The organism is Psychrobacter sp. H27, from assembly GCF_059072655.1.
This window is the reverse complement of the sequence record NZ_JCACRX010000001.1, coordinates 3031544-3055656: the sequence shown is the minus strand read 5'-3', so window position 1 is coordinate 3055656 and position 24113 is coordinate 3031544. Positions and strand designations below refer to the sequence as shown.

19 protein-coding genes and 1 pseudogene are annotated in these 24113 nt (G+C 39.4%); 4 read left to right on the top strand and 16 right to left on the bottom strand.

What is annotated here, in order from left to right; translation table 11 throughout:
- Positions 1 to 111: 111 nt before the first annotated feature.
- Positions 112 to 1473, top strand: coding sequence for a tyrosine-type recombinase/integrase (locus tag AC5JPY_RS12585; RefSeq protein WP_493852651.1), 1362 nt, complete (start codon positions 112 to 114; stop codon positions 1471 to 1473).
- Between the two features lie 419 nt (positions 1474 to 1892).
- On the opposite strand, the pseudogene AC5JPY_RS12580 reads toward AC5JPY_RS12585, so the two are convergent.
- The 7 genes and pseudogenes from AC5JPY_RS12580 to AC5JPY_RS12550 form a co-directional block, all read right to left on the bottom strand.
- Positions 1893 to 2267, bottom strand: a pseudogene (locus AC5JPY_RS12580) (MobA/MobL family protein).
- A 2-nt stretch (positions 2268 to 2269) separates the two neighbouring features.
- Positions 2270 to 2524 carry a hypothetical protein gene (locus AC5JPY_RS12575; RefSeq protein WP_087041294.1) on the bottom strand — a complete coding sequence of 85 codons (255 nt, stop codon included), beginning with the start codon at positions 2522 to 2524 and terminating at the stop codon, positions 2270 to 2272.
- A 222-nt stretch (positions 2525 to 2746) separates the two neighbouring features.
- A complete protein-coding gene (locus AC5JPY_RS12570; RefSeq protein ID WP_087041293.1) occupies positions 2747 to 3067 on the bottom strand; it encodes a hypothetical protein in 321 nt (106 codons plus the stop codon).
- A gap of 708 nt (positions 3068 to 3775) precedes the next feature.
- Positions 3776 to 6970 carry a type I restriction endonuclease subunit R gene (locus AC5JPY_RS12565; RefSeq protein WP_493852650.1) on the bottom strand — a complete coding sequence of 1065 codons (3195 nt, stop codon included), beginning with the start codon at positions 6968 to 6970 and terminating at the stop codon, positions 3776 to 3778.
- 117 nt (positions 6971 to 7087) lie between these two features.
- Positions 7088 to 8083, bottom strand: coding sequence for a hypothetical protein (locus tag AC5JPY_RS12560; RefSeq protein ID WP_493852649.1), 996 nt, complete (start codon positions 8081 to 8083; stop codon positions 7088 to 7090).
- Positions 8084 to 8190: 107 nt separating this feature from the next.
- The gene (locus tag AC5JPY_RS12555) at positions 8191 to 9537 is read right to left on the bottom strand and encodes a restriction endonuclease subunit S (protein WP_493852648.1); all 1347 of its coding nucleotides are present in this window, start codon (positions 9535 to 9537) and stop codon (positions 8191 to 8193) included.
- Positions 9527 to 11116: a class I SAM-dependent DNA methyltransferase gene (locus AC5JPY_RS12550; RefSeq protein ID WP_493852647.1), complete on the bottom strand. Its 1590-nt coding sequence runs from the start codon at positions 11114 to 11116 to the stop codon at positions 9527 to 9529. Before AC5JPY_RS12550 ends, AC5JPY_RS12555 begins: the two co-directional genes overlap by 11 nt.
- A 490-nt stretch (positions 11117 to 11606) precedes the next feature.
- Between AC5JPY_RS12550 and AC5JPY_RS12545 the strand changes: the two genes are divergently transcribed.
- A complete protein-coding gene (locus AC5JPY_RS12545) occupies positions 11607 to 12599 on the top strand; it encodes a DUF2939 domain-containing protein (protein ID WP_493852646.1) in 993 nt (330 codons plus the stop codon).
- 102 nt (positions 12600 to 12701) lie between these two features.
- Here AC5JPY_RS12545 and AC5JPY_RS12540 read toward each other — a convergent pair whose 3' ends face one another.
- Positions 12702 to 13514, bottom strand: a complete 813-nt coding sequence (locus AC5JPY_RS12540) for a tetratricopeptide repeat protein (RefSeq protein ID WP_493852645.1) — start codon at positions 13512 to 13514, stop codon at positions 12702 to 12704.
- 143 nt (positions 13515 to 13657) lie between these two features.
- A complete protein-coding gene (locus AC5JPY_RS12535; protein ID WP_493852644.1) occupies positions 13658 to 14719 on the bottom strand; it encodes a hypothetical protein in 1062 nt (353 codons plus the stop codon).
- A 111-nt stretch (positions 14720 to 14830) separates the two neighbouring features.
- On the opposite strand from AC5JPY_RS12535, the gene AC5JPY_RS12530 reads away from it, so the two are divergent.
- Both AC5JPY_RS12530 and AC5JPY_RS12525 read left to right on the top strand, forming a co-directional pair.
- The gene (locus tag AC5JPY_RS12530) at positions 14831 to 15730 is read left to right on the top strand and encodes a competence protein CoiA family protein (protein WP_493852643.1); all 900 of its coding nucleotides are present in this window, start codon (positions 14831 to 14833) and stop codon (positions 15728 to 15730) included.
- Between the two features lie 35 nt (positions 15731 to 15765).
- The gene (locus AC5JPY_RS12525) at positions 15766 to 16302 is read left to right on the top strand and encodes a Holliday junction resolvase-like protein (RefSeq protein WP_493852642.1); all 537 of its coding nucleotides are present in this window, start codon (positions 15766 to 15768) and stop codon (positions 16300 to 16302) included.
- A gap of 841 nt (positions 16303 to 17143) precedes the next feature.
- Here AC5JPY_RS12525 and AC5JPY_RS12520 read toward each other — a convergent pair.
- The 7 genes from AC5JPY_RS12520 to AC5JPY_RS12490 form a co-directional block, all read right to left on the bottom strand.
- Positions 17144 to 17590, bottom strand: coding sequence for a hypothetical protein (locus tag AC5JPY_RS12520; protein ID WP_493852641.1), 447 nt, complete (start codon positions 17588 to 17590; stop codon positions 17144 to 17146).
- Position 17591: 1 nt separating this feature from the next.
- The gene (locus AC5JPY_RS12515) at positions 17592 to 17918 is read right to left on the bottom strand and encodes an HNH/ENDO VII family nuclease (protein ID WP_493852742.1); all 327 of its coding nucleotides are present in this window, start codon (positions 17916 to 17918) and stop codon (positions 17592 to 17594) included.
- Between the two features lie 249 nt (positions 17919 to 18167).
- Complete coding sequence (locus AC5JPY_RS12510) at positions 18168 to 18725, bottom strand: DUF6990 domain-containing protein (protein ID WP_493852640.1); 558 nt, start codon at positions 18723 to 18725, stop codon at positions 18168 to 18170.
- Positions 18718 to 21429: a hypothetical protein gene (locus AC5JPY_RS12505; protein ID WP_493852639.1), complete on the bottom strand. Its 2712-nt coding sequence runs from the start codon at positions 21427 to 21429 to the stop codon at positions 18718 to 18720. The genes AC5JPY_RS12510 and AC5JPY_RS12505 overlap by 8 nt, the downstream gene beginning before the upstream one ends.
- A 158-nt stretch (positions 21430 to 21587) precedes the next feature.
- Entirely contained in the window at positions 21588 to 22013 is a 426-nt protein-coding gene (locus AC5JPY_RS12500; RefSeq protein ID WP_394213386.1) for a hypothetical protein, read from the bottom strand.
- 5 nt (positions 22014 to 22018) lie between these two features.
- Entirely contained in the window at positions 22019 to 23143 is a 1125-nt protein-coding gene (locus tag AC5JPY_RS12495; protein WP_493852638.1) for a polymorphic toxin type 47 domain-containing protein, read from the bottom strand.
- Between the two features lie 578 nt (positions 23144 to 23721).
- Positions 23722 to 24108 carry a hypothetical protein gene (locus AC5JPY_RS12490; RefSeq protein ID WP_493852637.1) on the bottom strand — a complete coding sequence of 129 codons (387 nt, stop codon included), beginning with the start codon at positions 24106 to 24108 and terminating at the stop codon, positions 23722 to 23724.
- Positions 24109 to 24113: the final 5 nt, after the last annotated feature.

The following is a 24113-nucleotide window of genomic DNA, read 5'->3' as shown; positions in this document are numbered from 1 at the left end:
GCTTTGTTGTATCTGGCGTTCCATACTGTCCCATGAATCTATCCTAATCCATGCATCTGATGTACACTACTATGTACACTGGTTTTTAAATGTACATTGGAGATGTCAGCCATGGAAGCACGCAAGCCAATCAGCTCTGACCGTAGCATCAGCAGTCATAAAGCCGATGATAAAGAATATCTGGTCTCTGTAAAAAATCATCCTATGCTTTATCTCATGGTTAGACCTAACGGCACTAAATCTTGGGTTTATCGCTACCTGTCTCCTACTCATTCAAAAAACAAACGTATATCGCTTGGCGTGTATCCAAACGTATCGTTTTCACGTGCCTGTGAAATTTGGCGTGAATATGAAGAGCTATTAAGCCGTAGCATTGACCCCAAAAACCATCGTGAAGAATTGAAGAAAAGTCTTGTTAGTAAAACTAAAAATTCTTTTAATCATTTTGCTTGGGAGTATTTTGAAGGACTAGAGAAGACTCAAAAAGGTAATACGTTAATTCGTAAAAGAGGCCGTTTAGAGCTTATATGCTCCTATATTGGTAATGAACCTATTAGTGAAATTGGCTCACCTAGAATGCTCGAAGTGTTACTAGACATCCAAGCTAACTCATTAAATAAAGTTGGCAAACCCACGGATAAGGCTGAACGCTGTGCAGGCATCGCTAGTGACGTATTTATCTATGCTGGAGCTCGTGGATTCTGTAGCAGCAATCCTGCGGCGCTTATTAAGAGTCAATTAGCTAAGTCTAGCTATGGTCATCGTCCTGCTATCACTAATCCTAAAGATTTGGGCAAACTACTGCGAGCTGTTGAAACCATAGAAGGCGATCCGAACACTATTAACTCCCTTAGGCTATTGGCATTACTATTCGTACGTAACGGTGATCTACGCCGTATGAGATGGGCTGATATTGATCTAGAGGCTAGTAGGTGGCAATTAAAGCCATTAAAAGGCCAAGGTAAGGTAAACATGGTTAAGGATATGGTGGTTCCCCTACCTGATCAAGCTGTAGCTATACTACGTGAACAGCAAAAGATTAATGGTCATACCGAATATGTCTTTTTTAGCAAAACGGCAAAAAAGCACCAGATTATCTCTGAAAATACAGCAAACAAACGCCTTAAGGATTTAGGCTATCAAAACATACATTGTGCTCATGGCTTTCGAGCGACAGCAAAGACACTCTTACAAGAGCAGTTAAAGTATCCGCTTGTGCTTGTAGAGATGGCATTGGGTCATACCACTAAAGATCCTAATGGAAGCGCTTACGGTCGATTTGAGTACATTGATGATCGTAGCGATATGATGCAGAAGTGGGCTGACTATTTAGATGCACTCAGAGAAGGAAGAGATACGGCTGAGTTTAGAGCGGATGCACAAACCAAAGCTGACTCTACCGCGCAACTGCAAGCGTTAGTCGATCAGCTTGGAGAGGATAAGGTTTTAGAACTGTTGAAAAACAAAGGTTAAGATACTGCTTTCTAAGTAAATTGAGTCATATACTATTTACTAAAAAACGTTTAACAATCACTCTCAAAAGGCTCAATCAGTAATACATTTAAAGGTCTGCGCAGATATCCATGTTTATTTTGACGAAATCACTCCAACCTATTTGATCAGTTAAATAAGTTTTATAGTAGTCTCCTACTCTACAGATTAAAGGCCTTTCACTATAGCTATTGCACAGATTACTCACCTCATTAAAATACTGACATACTCCATCATCGCGATCTAAGTAGATAGTTAACTTGCTTAAGTTAATACGGTGACAGCATTTGCCACACGAGGCGAAATATAAGGCACTGGTGCACAAGATTTATGAGCAGTGTATTGCAGCTTGATATGTTCGCTGCTATAGCTCGAAAAGACTACTAGGATCGCCATAACCGTCAGATATAATGTATTGCCTCATCAACGGCAACACCATATTGATTGGCTAAGTCCTTGGCGAACTCATTAACCAACATGATCCGTTCACGTCCTGATAACTTATGAGGCAAATTAACGACAATCTCTCTAGCAGTTCTGCTGTTCTTTCTTGTTTCGGTGGCTTCCGCTAAGTTCCAAAGCTCATCACGCTTAATTTCTAAATCGTTTGGGGTATGAAGTCAAGTAGATACTACACCGCTTCTTTTGGTGTAGTCGTGTTCTTTGCCTGTGCGTTCATCTTTGATAGCAATACCGGCACGATAAGCAATAGACGCAGTGGCGGTTCTTCCGCTACTGCGCGATACTGGCTTAGTCGATAGGTGATAAATCGCCATACTTACTCAACAGAGGTATGTTTTAACTTGATGGCATCAAGGTCAATCGAATTATTGGTATCTAATGCTTTTCCTAGTTCTTGAAAAATCTTGTCAGCGACATCTTTCTCGCTAACTCTAAGCTGTAAAAAAATTCTGTTTCCTTGAGCTGGATGAATATTAATATCGTGGCAGGTAGCTGAGGTTGAATCTAGTTCAACTTGAGCAATATTATTTATGCTAATGTATTTATTCTCAAATTTTAAAAAAGCAGCCATTAGAAAATCCTTTATTTTATCTTTTAGGGGTCAAGGGGATTACCCCCTCTGCGAATTATGAAATCTATCTAACTATAACAAAGTGAAATGTTAGCATAGTTTTTGTAAGTTTATACTTATCCAAAAAACTGGAAGGTAAATAAAAAATACCTGTACTTAAAATATATTCGGTGGTTACTTTAGGTTTTAATAAGGTTGCTATAATAAATTAGAACTCGGAACTTATCCATAAGGAGTGTAGCCAATACAGTGTGCCGTACTTCTTTGGTTTTCAATACCTAACTCTGAACAAATGATGTCATACATGTCTGGAGAAAAACCGCCTCTGCGAAACCATGTTCTTCCTTCTTTACTCATTTCCACTGTCCCAGATATCTTTCCATAAACACCTTCAAGATTATTTTTTACAATAAAATTAGATATTTCTATTATCGTTGTGAAATTACTATAGTAAGCATTTTCTAAGAGATTATTTAACATTTCGGTAACTTCAGGTTCAAAACAATATTTGTGAGTGAGTGTTAACAATGTGAAATTTTTCATGTTTTTACTAAAATGCCTATAGAAATGTAAATTTATTAAACCTTAAAAAATCTAATATTTGGAGAACAGTCTAAGTCCAATATTAAATATTAAGGATCTTGAGTAGAAAAGAAACACTGGATGAAGCTAATCGTTTACAAAAGTAGATTTAAAAACAGCTAAATGGTCAGAAATTTGTGCTTGGTAGTATGATAATGAAAATAGCTGATAAAGATCCTAGCCGTATTACTCAACTTTTAGCTGATACTGATGAATATGTGAATATGAAAGCTGATATTAGCTATTTATAGGGCTTTGAAAGAAAATTGGGTATAATGTGCCAGGAAATGGTAATCAGAATGGTATGAGCAAAAATAGAGCTGTTTACGATACTAATTAATCATCGTCATCGTCGTAGTAATCATTGTAAGCTTTAGAAGCTTCTACATTACCGCTTCCACCATGGTTGCTGTTGGTCCATATTGTTCTGTATAAGACCTATACCGAAACATATATCACATTCTCTTGTAAACATAAATTCGCCTCATTAAATTAAATACAAAAATATGATGTTACTACTCAATTTGTGAATTTTCAAGAAACTGAACCGCCCCGACTATATCGGAGGTTGATTTACTTGAGTCAGGCAGCCATGCCTGACATGATGAAGTTGTCATAACTCTGCTTTACAAACTCAGAGAGGTCATACCAAATTACGTCTGAGTACAACTAAACCACCCTACTTTTCTTAAAGTTCTCAGCCTGCTCAAATATCTCTTTATAGACCTCTTTTGAATCAACAGGTGGATAGCCCCATTCATCGAGCAATACCATTAGATCAAACTGTAGCTCAGCTTTGATGTCATCACGCTTGTTCCAGTCAGTGTATCTAGCCTTTTCATCGATGAGCTTTTTCACTTCTTTTGACAGCTCAAGCAGCTTATCTTCTGGATAGGTAAAGTCGTACTTATGCGCTAGTGATAGTAAGATGTCGTAAAACGCTTTTTCTTCAAAGTCGATACCCATCTCACTAAATGATGCCATCTCTTCACGCAGCTCGTGATACAGCTTGATGATCTCATCAGAGAAGTCGCCAATGACTTCAGCGCGCAGTAAATCTTGCTCGTTACGGTCGTTATACTTCTCAACGAGCGCATTCATTTTCTTACTGAAATCCACGCCCTTCACCTTATTGGTCTTTTTCAGCTCACCAATGGCTTTTGCGAGAAGCTGTTGTAGCAGCTCTAACTTGGTATTCGGCTGCTTAATCACCTCAAGCTTGGCTAAATAATCTTCATCAAAGATATCGATCTCACCGTCGGTGTTATCGCCCAGCTTAAAGATCTCTTCAACGCCATCACTCATCAGTGCAGCTTTTACCAAGTCACGTACCTTTTGATTCATTTGTTCAACGTCAGGCGCACCGCCAGTGGTAATTTTAAAGATGATGGTACGAATAGCTAGGTAGTAATGAATCTTGTCCTTGTGCACCTTGTTAAGCGCTTCACTACCCACGCAAATATCATAGGCAGACTTCAGACGCTTGGCCAAATCCATAAAGCGTTTCTCTAGCTTTTTAGATTGCAGCGCAAAGTCAGCTGCTGCATTTAAGCAATTGAGCTGCTCTAGTGGCGTGCCGTTAAAGTAAAGGCTTGCGTCAAACTTATGATAGACCGTATCGAGTAGCTTTAAATGGTCTTTGACTACTACGACTGACTTTTGGATATCGTCCAGGTTTTGAACCTGACCGCCTGTGTAATGCGAGAGCGCCAGATTCATCTGCTTTTTGATACCGATATAATCAACGACTAAGCCACTCTCTTTGCCTTCAAACTTACGGTTGACCCGTGAGATGGTCTGAATCAAGCTATGTTTTTGTAAGGGTTTATCAATATAGATGGTATCTAGGAATGGCACGTCAAAGCCTGTGAGCCACATGTCGACGACGATGGCGATCTTAAAGTTAGATTTGCCGTTCTTAAACTGACGATCAAGCTCTTTGCGGTAGTCTTTATTACCCAGATTGTCCCACATGCCTTTTTCATCGTCTTTGTTACGAGTCATGATCATCTTGACTCGCTCCATAGGCATGACATTTTTCTTGTCGCTCTCTGACAAGGTTGAGCCTTCCTCACACGCTCGTACCTCATTCCATTCAGGACGCAGCTCTATAATGTCTTTATATAACTGATAGGCAGCTTCACGGCTGCTACAGACAAACATCGCTTTGCCTTTTTGCGTCGTGCCTTCCTCTACTCGCGCCTCGTAATGTGTCACAAAGTCTTCAGCGATGGCTCTGATGCGATCAGGGTCACCCAGAATGGTGGACATACTCGCCATGGCTTTCTTGCTTTTCTCTATCTGATACTCATTGGTGCCAGCATCGGCGCTTTCTTTATAGTATTTCTCTACCTCATCAAGCTGCTTGCTATCGAGTAGCACTTTGGCAGCGCGACCTTCATAGACGATACGTACGGTGATTTCATCGAATACCGATTCAATCATGGTATAGCTATCAATGACTGGACCGAAGACATCAAGGGTGGCATCAATCGGTGTACCCGTGAAGCCCACGTAAGTAGCATTGGGCAATGAGTCATGCAAGTATTTAGCAAAGCCGTAAGTCTTTTTCACCCCATTTTCAGTGACGGTGATCTTTTGCTGGAGGTTGATTTGGCTACGGTGCGCTTCATCTGAGATACAGATAACGTTGGTACGCTCGGTCAGTAGTGCTAGGTCTTCGGTGAACTTATGAATGGTGGTCAAGAACACACCGCCACTTCTGCGACCTTTTAACTGTTCGCGTAGATGCGCTCGACTTTCAACACTGATGATATTGTCATCGCCGATATAGGTCTTAGCATTGGTAAAGGTTTCAGACAGCTGACCGTCTAAATCGGTGCGATCAGTGATTAAGATAATGGTTGGACTGCCAAGCTCAACATCGCGCATCAGCAGACGTGCTAGAAACAGCATGGTAAAGCTCTTACCACAGCCAGTCGCGCCAAAGTACGTACCACCCTTTCCATCTCGAACGCCGTCACGTAAAGCATCGCTCTCATCAAACTTGCCGTTTGCATCAAGCACTTTCATATGACGTTTAATATTGTCAAACAGTTTGGTAGCAGCATAATACTGCGGATAACGACAAACTATCTTTGCATCAAAGCTTGATTTATCAGGCACATAGATAAAATTGCGAATGACATCAACCAAACGTGCTTTATCAAATAATCCTCTAATCATGGTTAGTAAGGAATGGATGCCGTCTTTCTCTAGCTTCTCATCGCCCGTCACTTTGCGCCAAGAGTAGTAGAACTCATACGGGGCAAAGAACGAACCCATTTTTGAGTTAACCCCATCACTGATGACACATAGGGCATTGTATTTAAACAGCTCTGGAATATCGCGCTTATAGCGAGTGGTCAGCTGGGTGTAGGCATCAAACATAGTAGCATCTTCACGGATGCTGCTCTTAAACTCAAGCACCACCAGTGGTAAGCCATTGATATAAAGAATGCCATCAGGAATACGCAGCTCAAAGCCTTGTATCTCCATCTGATTGACGATGCGATAGTGATTGTTATCGAGTGCTTCATAATCGATGAGCTGGATATATAAGTCTTTTTGGGTATAGTCCTCACGCTTCAAGAAAAACCCGTCAGCGACAAACTTCATGATGGCTTTGTTGGTATCGTACAGATCGGAAGCAGGAAGGTATTCGAGCTTATGAATGATGGACTCAATCTCATACTCTGTGATCAAGTTATCTTTGTAACGGATTGCCAGAAACTGTCGAAGATCGAATTTAATCAGCACATCGTCAGGATTACGATCGAGTACTTCACCAACTGTATGTGGATAGTCCTCAGCAGATAGTAGCTCGATAATGGCCTGTTCAAGTCTGTCTTCGGTGAATTTCAATGGTAAGTCCTTTTTATTATTTTGATATAATCAATATTATTCTATAATATTAAATTATACGTAGAGTGCTTTAAGCTCCGTCCATGCTTCAAAATCGCGTTTGCAAAAAGACTAGTGCTATTTTTCGACAGGTTTATAAGTCGTGAAATAACCTGTCCATACTTTGCCATATGTAGCTTTAAACAATACTTTCTCAGTAGGGTAAATAATTATTTCTTTGTCTAGTCGGTGGACGCATCTATCAATAGTGCATAGCTTAACGAAAATATATTTATCATTAAAATATTCTACGCTGTAATCCTTAGTTTTGAACTCATCATATATTATAGACTCCAAATTTTTAGTGTTATATAGGTCAGGAGGCAAGATAAAGTTCTGACTTAACATCTTCAATAATGCAACTAGAGTAAAAGCAATAACGATAATGGTCAAAATAACTGACCAGTAAATATGATTTTTATATTTATTGACAACGCTTACTACATATCGCTTTGCATCATCTTTGCTAGAATGTTTGCTATATAGCTTTATAATCAGGAGTATTAGGGTATCGATCCAGTACAACATTGTTCCCGTGAAACTGAATGCTATAAGAAATATGGTAAAAATAGGTGATTTAACAAACGTGACTGCGAACAGCGCAGGGAAAAAATACACCATAGATAGTAGTAATAAGACACTAATTACGATATTTATTTTTAACGTCTTATTTAATTTAACCTTAATTTTTTCAAGTAGAGTCTCATCTTCAAATTGCTTAAGTCTATGCTCAAAGGAAAACTTTATGAAGGGTATTATAAGCTTACTTAAACCAATCAGTAGCACAGCTAAAGATAGTATTAGTGCGCCATCAATGGGTATTTGACTGATGGAAAAAAACCTAATATAGGCAATATTCATGCTCGAAAGTTCTAAAATTTGCCATACTGCTCCTAAAAAAGATGGCAATAGTAAAACAATCGTCAGGTTGTTAAAGACCCACTTTAATTGCGCCTTTATAGTATTCTTCTTTTCTGACTTTTGCTCCTCTACGTAATTTTCTGGTAAAAACAAACCCTTATCATTTTTATACCACTTCCTACCCTCAATCTCTTTTCTGTCAGAATCCAGCATAAAGAAATTCAACCTTTTATCGTTTGTATAATTGAACATTAGTCGTAAGGAGCCTCATAAGTACTCTTTGAGGTCAAAACTGAATCGGTGGTGCAATAGATATCACTCTATAAAATATCATTTGTAATGCACAATTCGCCTGACATGAGTTTAGGTAAAAGGGTATCGCGAAGTTTGGCGAGGGTGTAGCTTTGTTTAGTATTTTCCAAAATACTGTCTATAGTACTTTGAAAATTTGAATCTAATGAGCTAAGAAGCTTCTCACTTGGACAAAGAACTGGAAAGGCTTCAAAATTTGATTTGTTAAGAATTGGCATTGTTGAACCACTACTTCCCAAAAGAAATATCTCATCTCTTCTTCTACGTAAATTGAAAAACAGATAATTACGCCAAAACTGATTGCAGCCTGTTATAGAGTTAATTTGTTGATTGCTAACTGAAGCTAAAGGCGCAATTGTTGTTTTTCCCATCTGGCTTCCTATGCAAGTAACACAAATTGAACCAGCACTGATTCTTGAGTTTTTAACTGCTTGAACACCATCTTCTGATAGGTATCGATTCGTATAGATAACAAAGGGCAAGTCGTCAATATCTGTCGGTGTGATAAATGGTATTCCATTTTCGCTGTATGCATTATCAATTTTTTTAGGTGGTGTCTTTCCAGTCACTACTTTTCCAATGTCTTTTATACGTTTAACTGCCCACCCCTTTGGAATCCAGCCCATTTCCTGCGTAAACTCAAACTCATCAGGAAATAAGCTCTGAATATTTGAGTTGTCTTTTTTCTCAATCGTTTTACGCTGCTCAGCACGTTCGAAAAATTCATCCGGAATGGTATTACCGGCTTCGAGCGCATTATCAATCACCGGATCAAAATCAACAAACCAACTCTTAAACAACGCCTGCGCCATCGCTTCTAGCGTTTCGTTCATTTGGCGGTTTAGCTCAATTTTGTCATCTAAAGAACCGAGAATATGAGCAATGGCTTTTTGAGTATCTAAATTTGGTAAATCTAAAGGATATAACCCTAATACTTTAGCATTAGCACCTGCTTGAGCTGAACCAGTTTTAGATGAGTTGACGAATGCCCACCAATTAGGTGAACGCATGGAATACCAAACATAAAAAGGATTAGCTATATTCTCATCAATCCTAAATCTTATTAAATAAGACGCATACACTGTCTCTTCATTACCAGTAAAGATATAATTTTCACCAGTACTATTACCTGTTCTTGCGACTACAATATCGCCTTTTTCTAGAACGTACTTATCTAGCTTAGAGTTATCAATTGGACAATAAGGAACGGATTTCCAATCTACGACACCATTTTGAATATCAGTAATCCTTAAGAATTTAGGACCTACTTTTTCAGTATTGGCACTTTCTGTATAACCGTACGAAACATCAATTGAGATATCTCCAAGCGTAGTTTCTATCCAATCATTCGCCATAACCCAATACCTCCAAGTTCCGACGAATGGTCGCATCTAGTTTTTGTGACGCTTGCATCTGTGCATACAGCGTTTGGCTGAGTTCTAACATTTTAGTCTCAAACGGAATGCCGTCATCCTCAATTGCCGCAGCACCAACATAACGCCCCGGTGTCAGTACATAGTCATTGGCCTTGATATCAGCTAGGCTTGCCGATTTACAGTAGCCTGCCTCATCGCTATAGGCTTCATAACCACCTGCTTCCTTCTCACCGCGCCATGCATGATAGGTCTTGGCAATCGCTTCGATATCATCAGTAGAAAATTCTTTATGAGTACGATCAATCATCGCCCCGATATTACGGGCATCGATGAATAGCGTCTCACCGCTACGATTGCGCAGTCCACGTGCTTGACTATCAGCGGACTTGGCGGCTTTGTCTTTACTGATGAACCATAAGCACACCGGAATGGTCGTGGTATAAAACAGCTGACCCGGCAGCGCAATCATACAATCGACCAGATCGTTTTTGATGATTTGCTCACGTATCTCACCCTCACCACTGGTGGTGGTGGACATCGAACCATTGGCAAGTACGAAACCTGCTGTACCATGCTCAGAGAGTTTGGATATCATGTGCAATATCCATGCATAGTTGGCATTGCCCGTCGGCGGTGTCGGATAGCCTGCCCAACGTGGATCATCAACCAGCTCATCAGCGGCGCGCCAATCTTTTTGGTTAAAAGGAGGGTTTGCCATGATGAAGTCGGCTTTTAGGTCTTCGTGCTGATCTTTAAAGAACGTATCGGCAGCCACATCGCCCAAGTTGCTAGAGATACCACGAATGGCAAGGTTCATCTTGGCGAGCTTGTAGGTCGTGCTGGTGTACTCTTGCCCATAGATAGACACGTCTTTGGTATTGCCGTGGTGACTCTCGATGAATTTGATGGACTGGACGAACATACCGCCCGAACCGCAGCAGGGATCATAGATTTTGCCTTGATACGGCTCAACCATTTCTGCAATGAGATTGACCACAGACTTGGGCGTATAGAACTCACCTCCGCCCTTGCCTTCAGTCGCAGCAAACTTACCTAAGAAATACTCATATACGCGCCCGACGGTGTCTTCTTCTGGATTACCAATAGTATCAATGTTATTGACCACGTCAATCAAGGCGGCAAGCTTACTGGCCGTTAAGCCCAGACGCGAGAAGTAGTTGTCAGGCAATGCGCCTTTTAATGATTGGTTGGTCTTTTCAATGGTACTGAGCGCTGTATCGATTTTAAGCGCGATGTCTTCTTGCTTGGCATTCTGCTGAATAAAGCGCCAACGGCTCTCCTCTGGCAAATAGAACACGTTGTCTTTGGTATAAGCAGGCACCATATCGATATGCTTTTCATAGCCCGTATCGATGAGCTTTTGGCGCTGCTGCTCAAAAGTATCACTGATGAATTTTAAAAAAATTAGGCTAAGGACGATGTGCTTATATTCTGATGATTCGACGCTACCTCGTAGCTTGTTGGCCGCATCCCAAAGGGCTTCTTCAAAATTGCCATTGTCTGTTTTATCTTTTTTGCTTACCGGTGTTTTAGCCATGTTTTTTGATTCTCTATGTTCTGATAGCTAACCATGCAATGAATGCATGATCAGCCGTACAAGAAAGTGATTTGTTTTGTGGTAACAATTTTAGCTAGATTGTGCTTTTAAGCAAGCTTATCTATCCACTCATTTTGGAAGGAACTGCTATTTCGTACTCAATATAGATCATAAACAAGGGTTAATTTTTATTTTATTGGACTCAAAGTTCGTATAAACATAGCAAGGGTATGGTATGGATAACAACGGCGATTTTCCTGTCGAATACTAAAAGGTATTTTAATAAACAGGTGTTTATTAAATTGTTTTACAAGTCAACTAATGTTAGCATTAATTTCTAAATGTTACTACTATGTAAATCTGCATAAATTCATGACATTGGTAAAAATTATACTTTGTAAATATAGCAGCTAAGCATTTCAGTCTAAGCGTTAGCTATTCGTATTGCTTTATCGTCTTTTAATATTATTAGAAATTCAGGAGAGATTCTTTGAAAAAGCTTTTACCTTGGTTGGCAGGCTTGTTGGTTATGTTTGCGATTTATCTCTATGCTTCACCATATATAGCTTTGTATAACATCAAAAATGCTGCTGAACAGAAAGACGCAGACAAGCTGTCAGGGTATATTGACTTCCCTAGCGTTAAGCAGAGCATAAAAGATCAAGTCAAAGCCGCTATGGTTGAAGAGCTTGCTGCAAGTGATGAGCAAGATGGCTTTGAGGCTTTAGGAACGATGTTGGCCGCTGCCATGATAGACCCAATCGTCGATGGTGTGGTCACACCTGATGGTGTTGCATTAATGCTTCAAGGGCAAGAGTTAGACTTTGGCTTAGATGACAAGACAACTAAAGATAAACCCAAAGTCAAAGATACAGATATTGATTATAAAGCAGGCTACTTGTCATTTAATCGATTCAAAGTTCAGATCATTGATGCTGATGACACGGATGAGTCATTAGATGTAATCATGCATAGAGACGGTCTTAGCTGGAAAGTCACAAGGATTTCTTTCTCGTTAGACTTAACAGATAAAAATTCTAACAAGAACGTTGAAGCATCATCTGACGTCGATTTAGGCTGGATTGATGAAGAGGTTGCTAGTGAAACCTATGACGATATGTTCCAAGATCTAAGTGAGCAGCTGGATGCTGACATGACATCCATATCAGATGAAAGTGAAACTACTTATGATACTTCGAATAACGACTACTACAATAATGAAGCCGGTGCTTACGCTGTAGAAACGACCGAACTACTGACACCAACGCAAGCAGCGCACATTGACTACCTTGTAGACAACAATATTGAAGTACCACAAGACATGATAGATTTGTTGAATGATTTTACCCTTGGTGATGGCACAGATGCTGATTTGCGTAAATTCGTGATTGAACGTTCAGGTTATGATGACGGATATGATCCATTAACCGATTGTCGTAACCCAGATCTGACAGAAGCACAGTATATGAGTAGCTGTACTTGATAGGTAGCTAGTCGTTCTGAAAAAAAGCCACCTTAGCATTTTGCAAGGTGGCTTTTTTATGGATAGAGGGTTGTGAGCGGTTATACGGTTTTTGGGAAATTTTCACTGTTCCCTATTTAATAAAACGTATTCATCACAACTAGGCTCATATCCATTGTCACAAGACTTGCTATACCACTCTTGCGATTTAACATTATCTTGCTCCACACCTCTGCCTTCGAAGTACATCAAGCCAAGACTGTTTTGCGCTTCGGCTACTTCTTGATTTGCAGCTTTTAGATACCATTCGGCTGCTTTTTTATCATTGAGCTCAACACCTTTACCCGTTTCGTACATGTCACCAATATTGTTTTGAGCTCCAGCATATCCTTGATCAGCAGCTTTTCTTAACCATTTCAGTGTCTCTGCATAATCCTGACTCACTCCTTGACCCTCATAGTACATTGCAGCTAAATTGTACTGAGCCAATGCAAAACCTTGATCAGCTGACTTCCGATACCATCCAACTGCTTTATAATAATCTTGAGGAATATCTTCGCCATTCTGATAAAGAGTTCCAAGATTATATTGAATTTCAGCATTACCTTGTTTGGCAGCTTTTTCATACCACTCAATGGCCTTAGCATAATTTTGACGTACGCCAGTTCCATTACTATACATCTCTCCAAGTGCATATTGAGAAAATACTCTACCTCTATAAGCAGCTTCTTTAGTCTTTTCAAATGCTTTAACATCATCTTGACTAATACCATCTCCAGTAAGGTACATGTGGCCAAGAGTCGCTTGCGTGGTCGCTATACCTTTATTCATTAACATACTTACGATACCAAGATCGGCAGTAGCTGGTATGGCTAACCCACACGATAATCCCACTAGCATCACTTTACAAATTAATGTTCTATTGAATTTTTGCATGATAATTATTCTTTCTCATCCAGTTTTTGATTAGTATCCCAGCCTGCTTGATCACATTGATCACTTAAAAACAATCCATGCTATGACTTTAATAATGAAATCGGTACTGTACTAATAACAGCGTTGATGCTATCTCAACTATTCTATGTCTCACCTGTCAAATATCTTGGCACACCCAAAAAGTAACCCTTCATCGTCATCCGATCAAAGCTATACACATGAGCATGCGGCGCTTCCCTACAGCGTCCTACCAATGGCTGTTTTTGATCTGGTTTACCTTTAGCAAGCTCGATTACGCCAGAGCAAATTGGACAGGTTGCAGTGAACTCTGTAATCCTTGCTATATTGAGCTTATCTTTATTTCGGTACATTTCAATATCTGCATTATCGACATTGATATTAGCAAAGAACATAGGCGCTTTAACGACACGGTGATAAGGCAGCATATATAGTGGCATAAAAAAATACCGCCAGTTTAGATAAGCTACAGGAATGAATGCTACGAAAAGCATAGCTTGCCAAAGCTTAAAATTTTGTAATTCGCTTAGTAATAGGATGACAAGTAACGCAAAGATAGCAACACAGATATCTACCAAAAAACTTAGCATCAGCAAGATCATTAGCAAAATGCCTCGAAAGCTTAAGATCTTTAGCTCACCTTTTTTGAAGAATAGCTTAGTGAATAAAGATGGCTTAATCTCAGAAGTCGCTTTGCGCTCATAAGTAATACCACTTAAATCCTCATCATCCTCATCAGACTCAAAGACAGCAGATTCAGCTATTCGCTCTTCATCTACTTCCTTGTTTTCAATAGCTTTAATGCTCATCCATATTAGGGTTCTGTTCTTGGCACCACCCTCTGATACAGATGAAATAACTTCTGGTAAATAACCTATATCCTTAAAAGCCTGTTTACAGTCTGGTTGTGAGTTAATGAATTTTTCTAACTCTACATTTAATCTATCCGTTTTTATCTTATTTTTAGCAACTTGACTGCTCACAGTATTTTTATTCACGCCCCTCGCTTTGGCATAGATATCTTGTCTTGATAACTTATTAGGTTCAAACGCTTCATCCGAATACTTTATTTTGTTGAGCTGTGCTTCGACTATTATTCTGAGGCAATGATCATAAAAAGTATTTCTTGGAAAATTAAGAAATTGTTTTTCGAGCTCTTCAAAGACACCTAAGTGTATGTTTTTCATAGTTAAATACCGATTAAAATCCTATTACGCCCCCAATAGCAGTCTGTTTTAGAGGCAGAATTCTTCTCATAATTACCTCACTCCTAACCAACTAACAAGAGGATGGTAACTATGACTATGTCAATAGCTGTTAATGAGCAAAAGCAAATCGTCAATGTTAAGCAAGTCGAGCGAGGGCTGGCTTGTATGTGTTTTTGCTTTGAATGCGCGGAGCCTGTAGTGGCTCGTAAAGGTGAAAAGAATGAGCACCATTTTGCACACCTAAACAATAAGGAAAGCTGCACTATTCATCCTGAAAGTATCCTACACAAGTTTGCTAAACAAGTCATTATGCAAGAGAGGTATTTAACACTGCCATCACTACCTGATGACGAAAATAGCGAGGATAAAACTTGGCAGTTTGACCACCTTATCGAGGAGCAATCTGTAGGCTGTATTCGACCGGATATAGTCGCAACGGTCGATGATGAAATGATGTTTATTGAAGTTGCCGTGACTTCTTTCATCGATACTGATAAAGCCGATTTTATTAAGCAGTTAGGTATTAAGACTGTTGAGATCGATTTGAGAGAGATCATGACACAAGGTATTGAGGTACCGAGTGAGGAAGCCAAAGATTATATTCTAGACTGTGTCAGTAATAAGCAGTGGATATTCCCAGCACCGAAATCGCTCACAATGCCAGTAGTCCCTACACCATTACCTGAGCCTCTTTATAACTGTCAGAGCAGCACTACTGACGAGAGTAGCAACGGAAGCTTTGATAAAGGCTATACCATCTATCGCTTTACCATCAAACACGCTTGGGTAGATGTCAGGGTCTTTAATTCAGGCATGGTGTCTATTAAGTGTGTGACCTACAACCATGATGTTATTGAGATACTCAAGCAATGGCGTAACGAAGGCGGTGGTCAATACAATCAAAAATATAAGTCATGGAATTACTTTAAGCCGTTTTCAGATACTGTCTTTCAACGACTGCAAGAAATGGATATGGCCCCTACTGCTTAAATATGACCCTACTTGATACTACGGAGAATAAAACTATGACGCTCAATACTATGCTGCTAATTATAATCTTGCTAATGATTGCACTCCTTGTATGGACTATACAGCGAATACAATTGCAAAATAAAGCTCTACTAGAGAGCGAACGGAATATTGCGCAAATTAAGAACGATATGCTTGAAAAAGAAGCAGGCTTTCAACAGCGATTAGATAAAGACATTAAAGAGGCACAAAAGCGTTCAAACAACATGCAGCGTAACGTCCTAAAAGGTCAAATTGGTGAACAGTTCACGCCCTTTATTACTGATTTTCCTTACAACCCTTCAGACTGCCGATTTATGGGGGAACCGATTGACTATGTCATCTTCCAAAATTTACACGAATGCGCTGATGGCAATGTTCCGATTGAAGACGTACATCTCATTATTGCAGAAGTTAAAACAGGAAATGCAAGACTTAACCAAAGACAGAAAATTATTAAGCAAGTAATCGAAAATGGGCAGGTTAGCTTTAAGGAGCTTAGAATAAGACACTGTGAGGATACAGAAGATATGCGTGTTCAGGTAAGCATATAACCAGTTTTATCTACTCGCTTTCACTCTTAAACAGCCTACCTACCTTTTCAATCAAAACACTAAAAAACATTACTTATTGACAAATTTAAGACTATTTAATCGTCTCTAGAGATGGGTTTAAGCCATTGTTTTATATAGTTTTATTAATAAATAATAGTTTAAAAATAGTCTTTTTTTATAAAAAGACTATTTTTTCAATATTCGTAATAATAAATATTATCTTATAGAAATTTGCTAAATAATCATTATAAATAAAACTACTTAATACTTCTCCCTTCATAAAAGCTTGGCAAACGACAATTAGCAGCTCACATGGTCGATAGATACCTGAAATAACAGAATCATTTATCAGTGATGAGGCTCTGAAAAGAGCAGCTAAAAAGCTATCTTGTCAGTTTGATATAGACATTGATAAGATTGACACAAAAAAAAGCGATAATGGCAATGAGGGCTAGCATCAAAAAGTGCTGCTGCCCTTTAACGTCAACAAGGTTAGAGATAGATCGTTTGAATTATAATAATCGTCAGTTTCTGCTAGAAGAACTCATGCAACTCGATGAACAAAGAGCAAAAGTCGCTAATAGCTATAGCAACGCTTTGATAACAACAGGGGCCAGTCTTTGTGGAAATCGGGGTTTACATTTCATCTGTTAGTTCTTGTGGAATATCTTTGCCTTTAATTTCGTCATTATGCCTACGATTGTCAGACATACTTTCTAACCTGAAGTGTTGAGAGTAGCTATTATCTTGATGCACTACGGCTATTTTGACGTGAATGACACAGTTAAAAACATAAAGCCTAACTGATTACGTTAGGCTTTATGATAAAAATTATCGAGTGTTAATCCTCATTTTCATCGGTCAAGTACCACTCCATAAACTCATAGAAGCTATCCCAATGCGGTAATGTACCGTCCGTTAGTTGCTGTAGCTGTCCCATCTGAAAATCCCATACGCTATCATCTTCTGTATTGTAAAAATAACCGCCTTCACCTTCGCCTGTACTAAATAAAATGTAATTCTTAGGTACATCCCAATAGTCATGTGCCATTTTAGCTGAGAAACCCTGAGGTGGCATAGGATCAACTATTTCATCAGCACCCGAACGACTATTCAAAAATCTTAAAAAATATTTTGTATATAATTTAAAAAAACCACTGTCCTTTTTAACACCATATTCTAAAAGAATATTTTCTGTACTTTCTTTCTTTTCAGTTTTTTTTTGCATTAGACATGCAGCATGATTTTTTTCAGATAACAACTTTTCCACTGTATTGAATGAACTCACATTAATCTCCTTGCAGTTGGTTTAAACGATCTTTCCAATAGGTTTCTTTATCAGTCTTAAATTTTGGTCTATCGACTGGATAATCTGGATGCTGCTGAGGTGAATATGGATGCACCGCTTGCCTACCATTTTGATCATTACGCCCTAAATGAGTTGATTTAGAAGTTTCAAATAAAGCACCGCGCCCATCTTGACGTGAATGATGAAGCTGAACTTGCTCATATCGACCATTCTTAAATACGGAAGGTGACCTACCTTGTTTCATTAAATCAGCATTTGTAGTTAAATTATCACCATCAGCCTGTAGTGGTTTAGCATTTAAATCAATTTCTTGCTGAGGGTTTTACCTTTAGGACACTAACCACACTTGCCACACCTTCAATGCGTACGCTTGAGGCACTATTACTCGCGGCAAATAGACTTTGAACATTTTGGGCATTGTCGACAAGGCTGTTTAATGATCAGGTGAGGCAATCTTATTAAATATATTTAAGATGCTAAGCATTATTTTTAAAAAGTAAAAAAGCAATAATACTTAATTTGTATTATTGCCTTTTAAGATCGTTTCTAAGAGTATCTATTGATACTTTTTACTAGCTTCCAATGCTCGTTCGATAAAATCTTGTTTGATATAAGGTACAAATCCCATAGAGTCTGAATTTTGAAAATGCTCAAGATAGTCAGTCAATTGTGTAGATTTCCCACTGATGGCCAAGGCGGATAAATGATGTAAAGGAAGATTTCCTTTAGAATCAGTTGGCAACTTACAGTATTCTTTCAACCCTGCTTCAATATCTTGCTCCTGTGCCCACACTTCAATTTCGTTGAGATATTTTTCGATAACTTCTCTAGTTGGATTTTTAGTGTAGATAGATTGTTCCTTATTCCTGACGATACCAGAATGTACTATTCTTCTAGGTTTTTTATTCTCAAAAATGTATTTAACTAAAACACTAAAATCTTTAGTACTCACACTTGGCATCATGATTATTTGATATTCGTTTGGTAATCTTTTTATACCAGGTATGACTTGAATTTGTCTGTCTGGCAATTGCTTATAGGCACAGTCATCAATACCTTTTTTTATCGTCCAGCCATTGTCTAATAAAACATTACATAGCTCTATTTTAGTCATTTTTTAATCCTTCGAATTGTATTATTTCTATAGGAATACCATTAGGATAACCCTGTTCTTTGAGTGATAAACCTGGTGTTAGCCCAAAATTATCTGCTACATCGCCACGTGGAATAGCATCACCATTTCTAATCTGTGGATAAATCTCACTTTGGCGGATAGACAAATCGGCATTGCCAGTTTTTACTTCAAATAGTACTATTTTACCGTCTGGTCCTCTGCCAATTATATCAGGTCTACAGAGCCCTTCTTTCCCACAATCATAACCAAAACTTGCCTCTTTATCACTGACAGTATAGCCTCTAGCTTCCAGCTCAGATTTGTATTCTGTAACTTTAGCATCATGGTGAAGTTTTTGCGCACCGATATTACTATTATTTTCATAAGGTGAGGCAGCGGTTCGTTGCACGCCATTATCATCAATATAATAGTAACCACCGCTATCTCTTTGATAGATCTCATTACCATTATCATCACGTTTACCCGTGCTGGTTGCTCTTCCTTTGCCTGGACCTGTGATACTACCACCAGAGTTATTGGTATATGCGCCTTCTTTAGCATCACCGATAGCCAATATCGCGCCACCAGTTTCAGCGGCACCGATGCCATTTTTAGTGCCATCAGGTCTTCCTGTTATCGTAGTTGCACCGCCCATGTCAAGATTACCTACTATGGTAGCGGGCTTCGGGGTCACATCGATATTCACTTTTCCAAGCTGACCCAAACCCTCTTTGGTGAGTTTTACCCCACGACCAGCCGCACTACCCATCATAGCATCAGCACCCAGCTCTCCAACTATTTGAGCATCTTTATAAGTGACGTCATATGGTAGCGCTTGCTGTCTCTTCAACTTACGGTAGTTCCACTCGGTCAGAGCACCTTCTTGTAATTGCCCAGCTTTATCTACCGCACTATCCCAAGTACCACTTGGATCATTGACCACGTTGCTTGTCGCACCTTTTACTGTCTCGACAATATTTTTGCTTACCGTTATCGCATCATTAAGATGGTCTTTGGCAGATTTATTCGCTTCTGCTTTGATCGTTTCAACGTTATTATCAACCGCCTTATTTGCACCTGATATCAGACCTGCTATATTGGCGACATTGTTTGCACCATATATCATGGCAGCTTCTTTGGCACTAATATCTGTACCAAACTTCATATTTGCTGACTGATCATACAAGTCCGTAGTTTGTTCATCTGCATAAGCCGTATTCATAAATAAAGTTTGATTGTTAAAATCTTCCTTCGTAGCAGTAAAACCGTTAGCAGCAGTATCTACATAATAGACTGCTCGTTGTTTTTCAAAGTCTAATACGTTACTTTTATTAGCAGTGACAACAATATTATCTAGAGTGACATGAGGTAGATTGGGATCAGATGCTCCAATTGTAGGTTGATCTGCTTCAGGTATAGGTTGATTAGCTAAAGATATCTGATTTGATAAATCATAAACTGAAATATTACGCGTTTGATTCGTCAAATAGTTATAAGCCTGTTGATAAGTCTGTATTTCTTTATCGTCAATATAGTTTTCAATGCTGCTCTGCCATCCTACGTCAATATTGTACAAAGCACCTCTGGTCAGCCGTTTTTCTGCTTCTGTTATAGAAATGCCCTTATCTTGAGCATAGTCCTGCGCCAGTTGTTTAATCAGTGCTGCTTCTTCAGGATGCAGTTGTCTATTATTCGCATCGACATTGACAGCCGTCACCGTACTTGATGTGTTTAGCCCAGCAGCAACTCCCGCTCCTGCCAATGCCAGACTGGTAATACCTTTAGTTGCATTACTAGCAGTATCCGTATCCATACCTTGAGCAATGAGCGCATCTCTCATTTTAGCTTCAACATTACTGATAGTAGGCGCAGCAGCCGCAACGCCGCCTGTAGTTAGAACGCCTTCAATACTCCCTGTACCAAGTCCACCTAGCACTAGAGCATGGGTAGCAACTCGATATTTACCGCCTTCTTTCCAATTCTGGTAATCTGTTTCATTTTCCTTAAGTTGTTGTTCCGCAAGTCGTAATTGGTCACTGATATAAACTATTTTTTCAGGGTCTTTGGTCGCTTCCAAATCTTCTCTAAGCATATTAACGGCTTTCTGAGCAGTTTCGTAAGCCTCCATCTTTTTCTCTGCAAACTCAGCCACTGCCTTTGGCGCTTCCTTACCAAACTCCTGCGTAATCTGCGTCTGCGCCCCCAGCTCCTCATTCACTCGACTGGCATCAAAGCTATTCTCTAGGACACCTGCATACTCAGCACGGTTGTCCGTGGTGATGTCTTTATTACCTGCAATACCTGTGATACCTGCTCGAGTCACACTGCTGTCACTGTCGCTATCGCTGCCATAACCTAGGCCGTTCATACTGGCTTGCGGTTTATTATCGGTACTACCGATGCTCACACCCACTTGGATGGCATCACCATCATAGCTCGTGGTGTTCTCAATCTCTGTGGTCTCAATGCCGCCAAGACTCGTATAGCTATTGCGCCCAGCCGCAACCGCCGCATCAGTGGTGGTAATCGCGCCACCTATCAGCGTCGTTTTTCCCTTAGCAGCAAGATCAAAGCCACCATCGCCTGTGAAAAGGCCTGACTGCTCACCAACCCCTTTATAGTCTGCATTTAAGTCAGTCTTACTACCATTGACCGAGAGACTGGAGCCTGCACCTTTTAGATCAAGGTCAGCACTAAAGCCCATGTTCTTTTGCTTGCTGGCGTAGGTGGCGGTGTCTTAGTTTTAGATACGAAAAAAGCTACGATAATTAATGTATCGTAGCTTTTTTTGATTTAAATCGTTTTAGGATTGTGAGCCCTACCTCGCCTGTAGTAAAACAATACTATACAAATGATTAATAACTAAATATTCATTAAATCTTCAATGTCTTCACAATCACCTGAAACTTCAATAACATACCAATTTACAGCAATTAAAAAGCTCAAGTCACTGTTTGATAAAAAGTACTCAATGCCGAAAGATTCTTCCATCAACTCACCGACTCTTTGCACATTTTCAACTTCCAAAACTAAATTTCTATCAACTCCTTCTTGGTCAAAAAACAGGTAACCTTTTTGCTTTTTTATTGCTAAAGTATATGTAAACTCATTCTCTTCTAGAGAAATAACTTTACTATTATCTGATATTGCTAAATGACCACTCGTTCTTAAAGGATCAAACTTTTTAAAAATTTTAGAGATTAATTTTTCAGCTTCTACTCCCTTGATAATTGAATAATTGAGACCTATTTTATCTGCATTCGATTTTAATTCATTTATAATATACATTACCTTTATCTCCTTGTCGTTGGAATATGATCTACAAATATATGCCCTCTAACTCTATCTGAACCTTTACCAGGAGTCTGATATCCTATATGTGGCTGGTGAGGTCCTTCACCTAACTGACCGTTACCTTTTACATTATTAAATTTAGGTATATCTATATTGACATTAGCACCATTAGGACCTACATATTCAGTAGGGATTGTTTTTCCATTGATATCTTTACCCCATTTTGAAACTTTAAAACTTGTTCTAGGAATGCCAGTTTTTTGAAAGGCTAGATTTAAAGCATCTCTATAATTTGAAGAAGTTCCTCTTAAATCAAAATCTTTTTTAGGATTGAACTTCCAATTACTTCCAGTCAATCCTTTTCCTACTACAGTTGCTTTACCAATACGCGAAGCACCTATACCTACTGCGCCTTGAGCTATTACTCCAAGAATACCATCTTCTCTATACGCCGCATCACCTTGCCATCTTAAACTTTGATTTGCAAACTGATCGTTGTTAAATGTTACCCCTGAACGTAAGCTTCCGTTTCCAAGGCCACCTAGATTCTCTATCTGAGAATACAATTTAGGATCAAAAAGTGTATCGCCATTATATCGCTCGCTTCCAGCATAGTAGTTTTTAATATGCTGCCCACATCTTTGATAGCTGTAATTTGTCTCGCAATCATTAGTAAACGCAGCTTGCTGCTTTTTATCAAGGTTCTTATAATACGTATTAATCTCATCTATACGTCTTCCGTTTCCTTTCGCTTTTTTCAAGTCATTAATCCATTGTTGCAGTTGGATATGATTCAAATAATTATTGTGCGTCTGATTCACACTACTCGCCGTACTTGCCGTGTCTCCGCCAACAATACTACCAACACCAGCTGACAACCCTAGAAGTAGAGCACTTTTAGTTGTTTCATCAACGCCTTGTTTCTCTAAATACGCATCTACTGCTGGAATTGATACTGCCGTCGTTCCACTAGCTAAGGCACCGTCTACACTTCCTGTGGCAATAGCGCCAACTAGCGTATGCAAACCAACCCGATAAGCGCCACCTTCTGCCCATTTTTCTGCTTCTTCTAAATCACCATCAAGTATAAGCTGTGTTTGTATATTTCCAGAAAACTCAGCCACTGCCTTTGGCGCTTCCTTGCCAAACTCCTGCGTAATCTGCGTCTGCGCGCAAGCTCCTCATTCACTCGACCAGCATTAAAGCTATTCTCAAGCGCACCTGCATACTCGGCGCGGTTGTCTGTCGTGATGTCTTGGCTACCTGCAATACCTGTAATACCAGCGCGCGTCACACTGCTGTCACTGTCGCTATCTGTGCCATAGCCTAGACCGTTTAGATTGGCTTGGGGTTTGCCTGTTGTATCGCCGAGACTGAGTCCTGCTTGTAGCGCAGCATCAGTCGTGGTAATCGCCCCGCCTATAAGTGTAGTTTTACCGCCAGCAGTAAGATCAATACCACCATCGCCTGTAAAGATGCCTGGCTGCTCACCGACTGCTTGATAGTCTGCATTTAGATTGGTTTTGCCACCATTGACCGATAGACTAGAGCCTGCGCCACCACCTGCGATGTCAATATCAGCACTAAAGCCAATGTTCTTTTGTTTGCTATCGTAGGTGGCGGTGTCTTAGTTTTAGATACGAAAAAAGCTACGATATATTGAGTATCGTAGCTTTCAATTACTATTCAGAACTTTAGATCATCACTTTAAAAAAGTTTGATTTATCTCTTCTCCTGTGATGAGCTCATCAGTTTCTTCATAGTCTTCAGGTTTGTCATAATCATATTCAATTTCAAACTTACCATCAGGATACAAGGTAAAAGTTAAACCCCATATTCGGTCGCCTGTTAACTTTAACATATAATCTCTAATAAATATTGCAGCGTCCAGTCCTTCCCATATAGCATCTGAATTATTTTCAAACCCTGCTGTATCTGTTTTATTACCTTTAAAAATTAAGAAATGGTCAGCAGTTGCCATTTTAAAGTAAATATTAAAATCAACCTTGATAAGATCCCAAGGCCGTTCATTTGCAAAAGCTAAACCATACTTTCCAAGATATTCGTAAGCTTGGTCAATTGAGTCCATGTCTT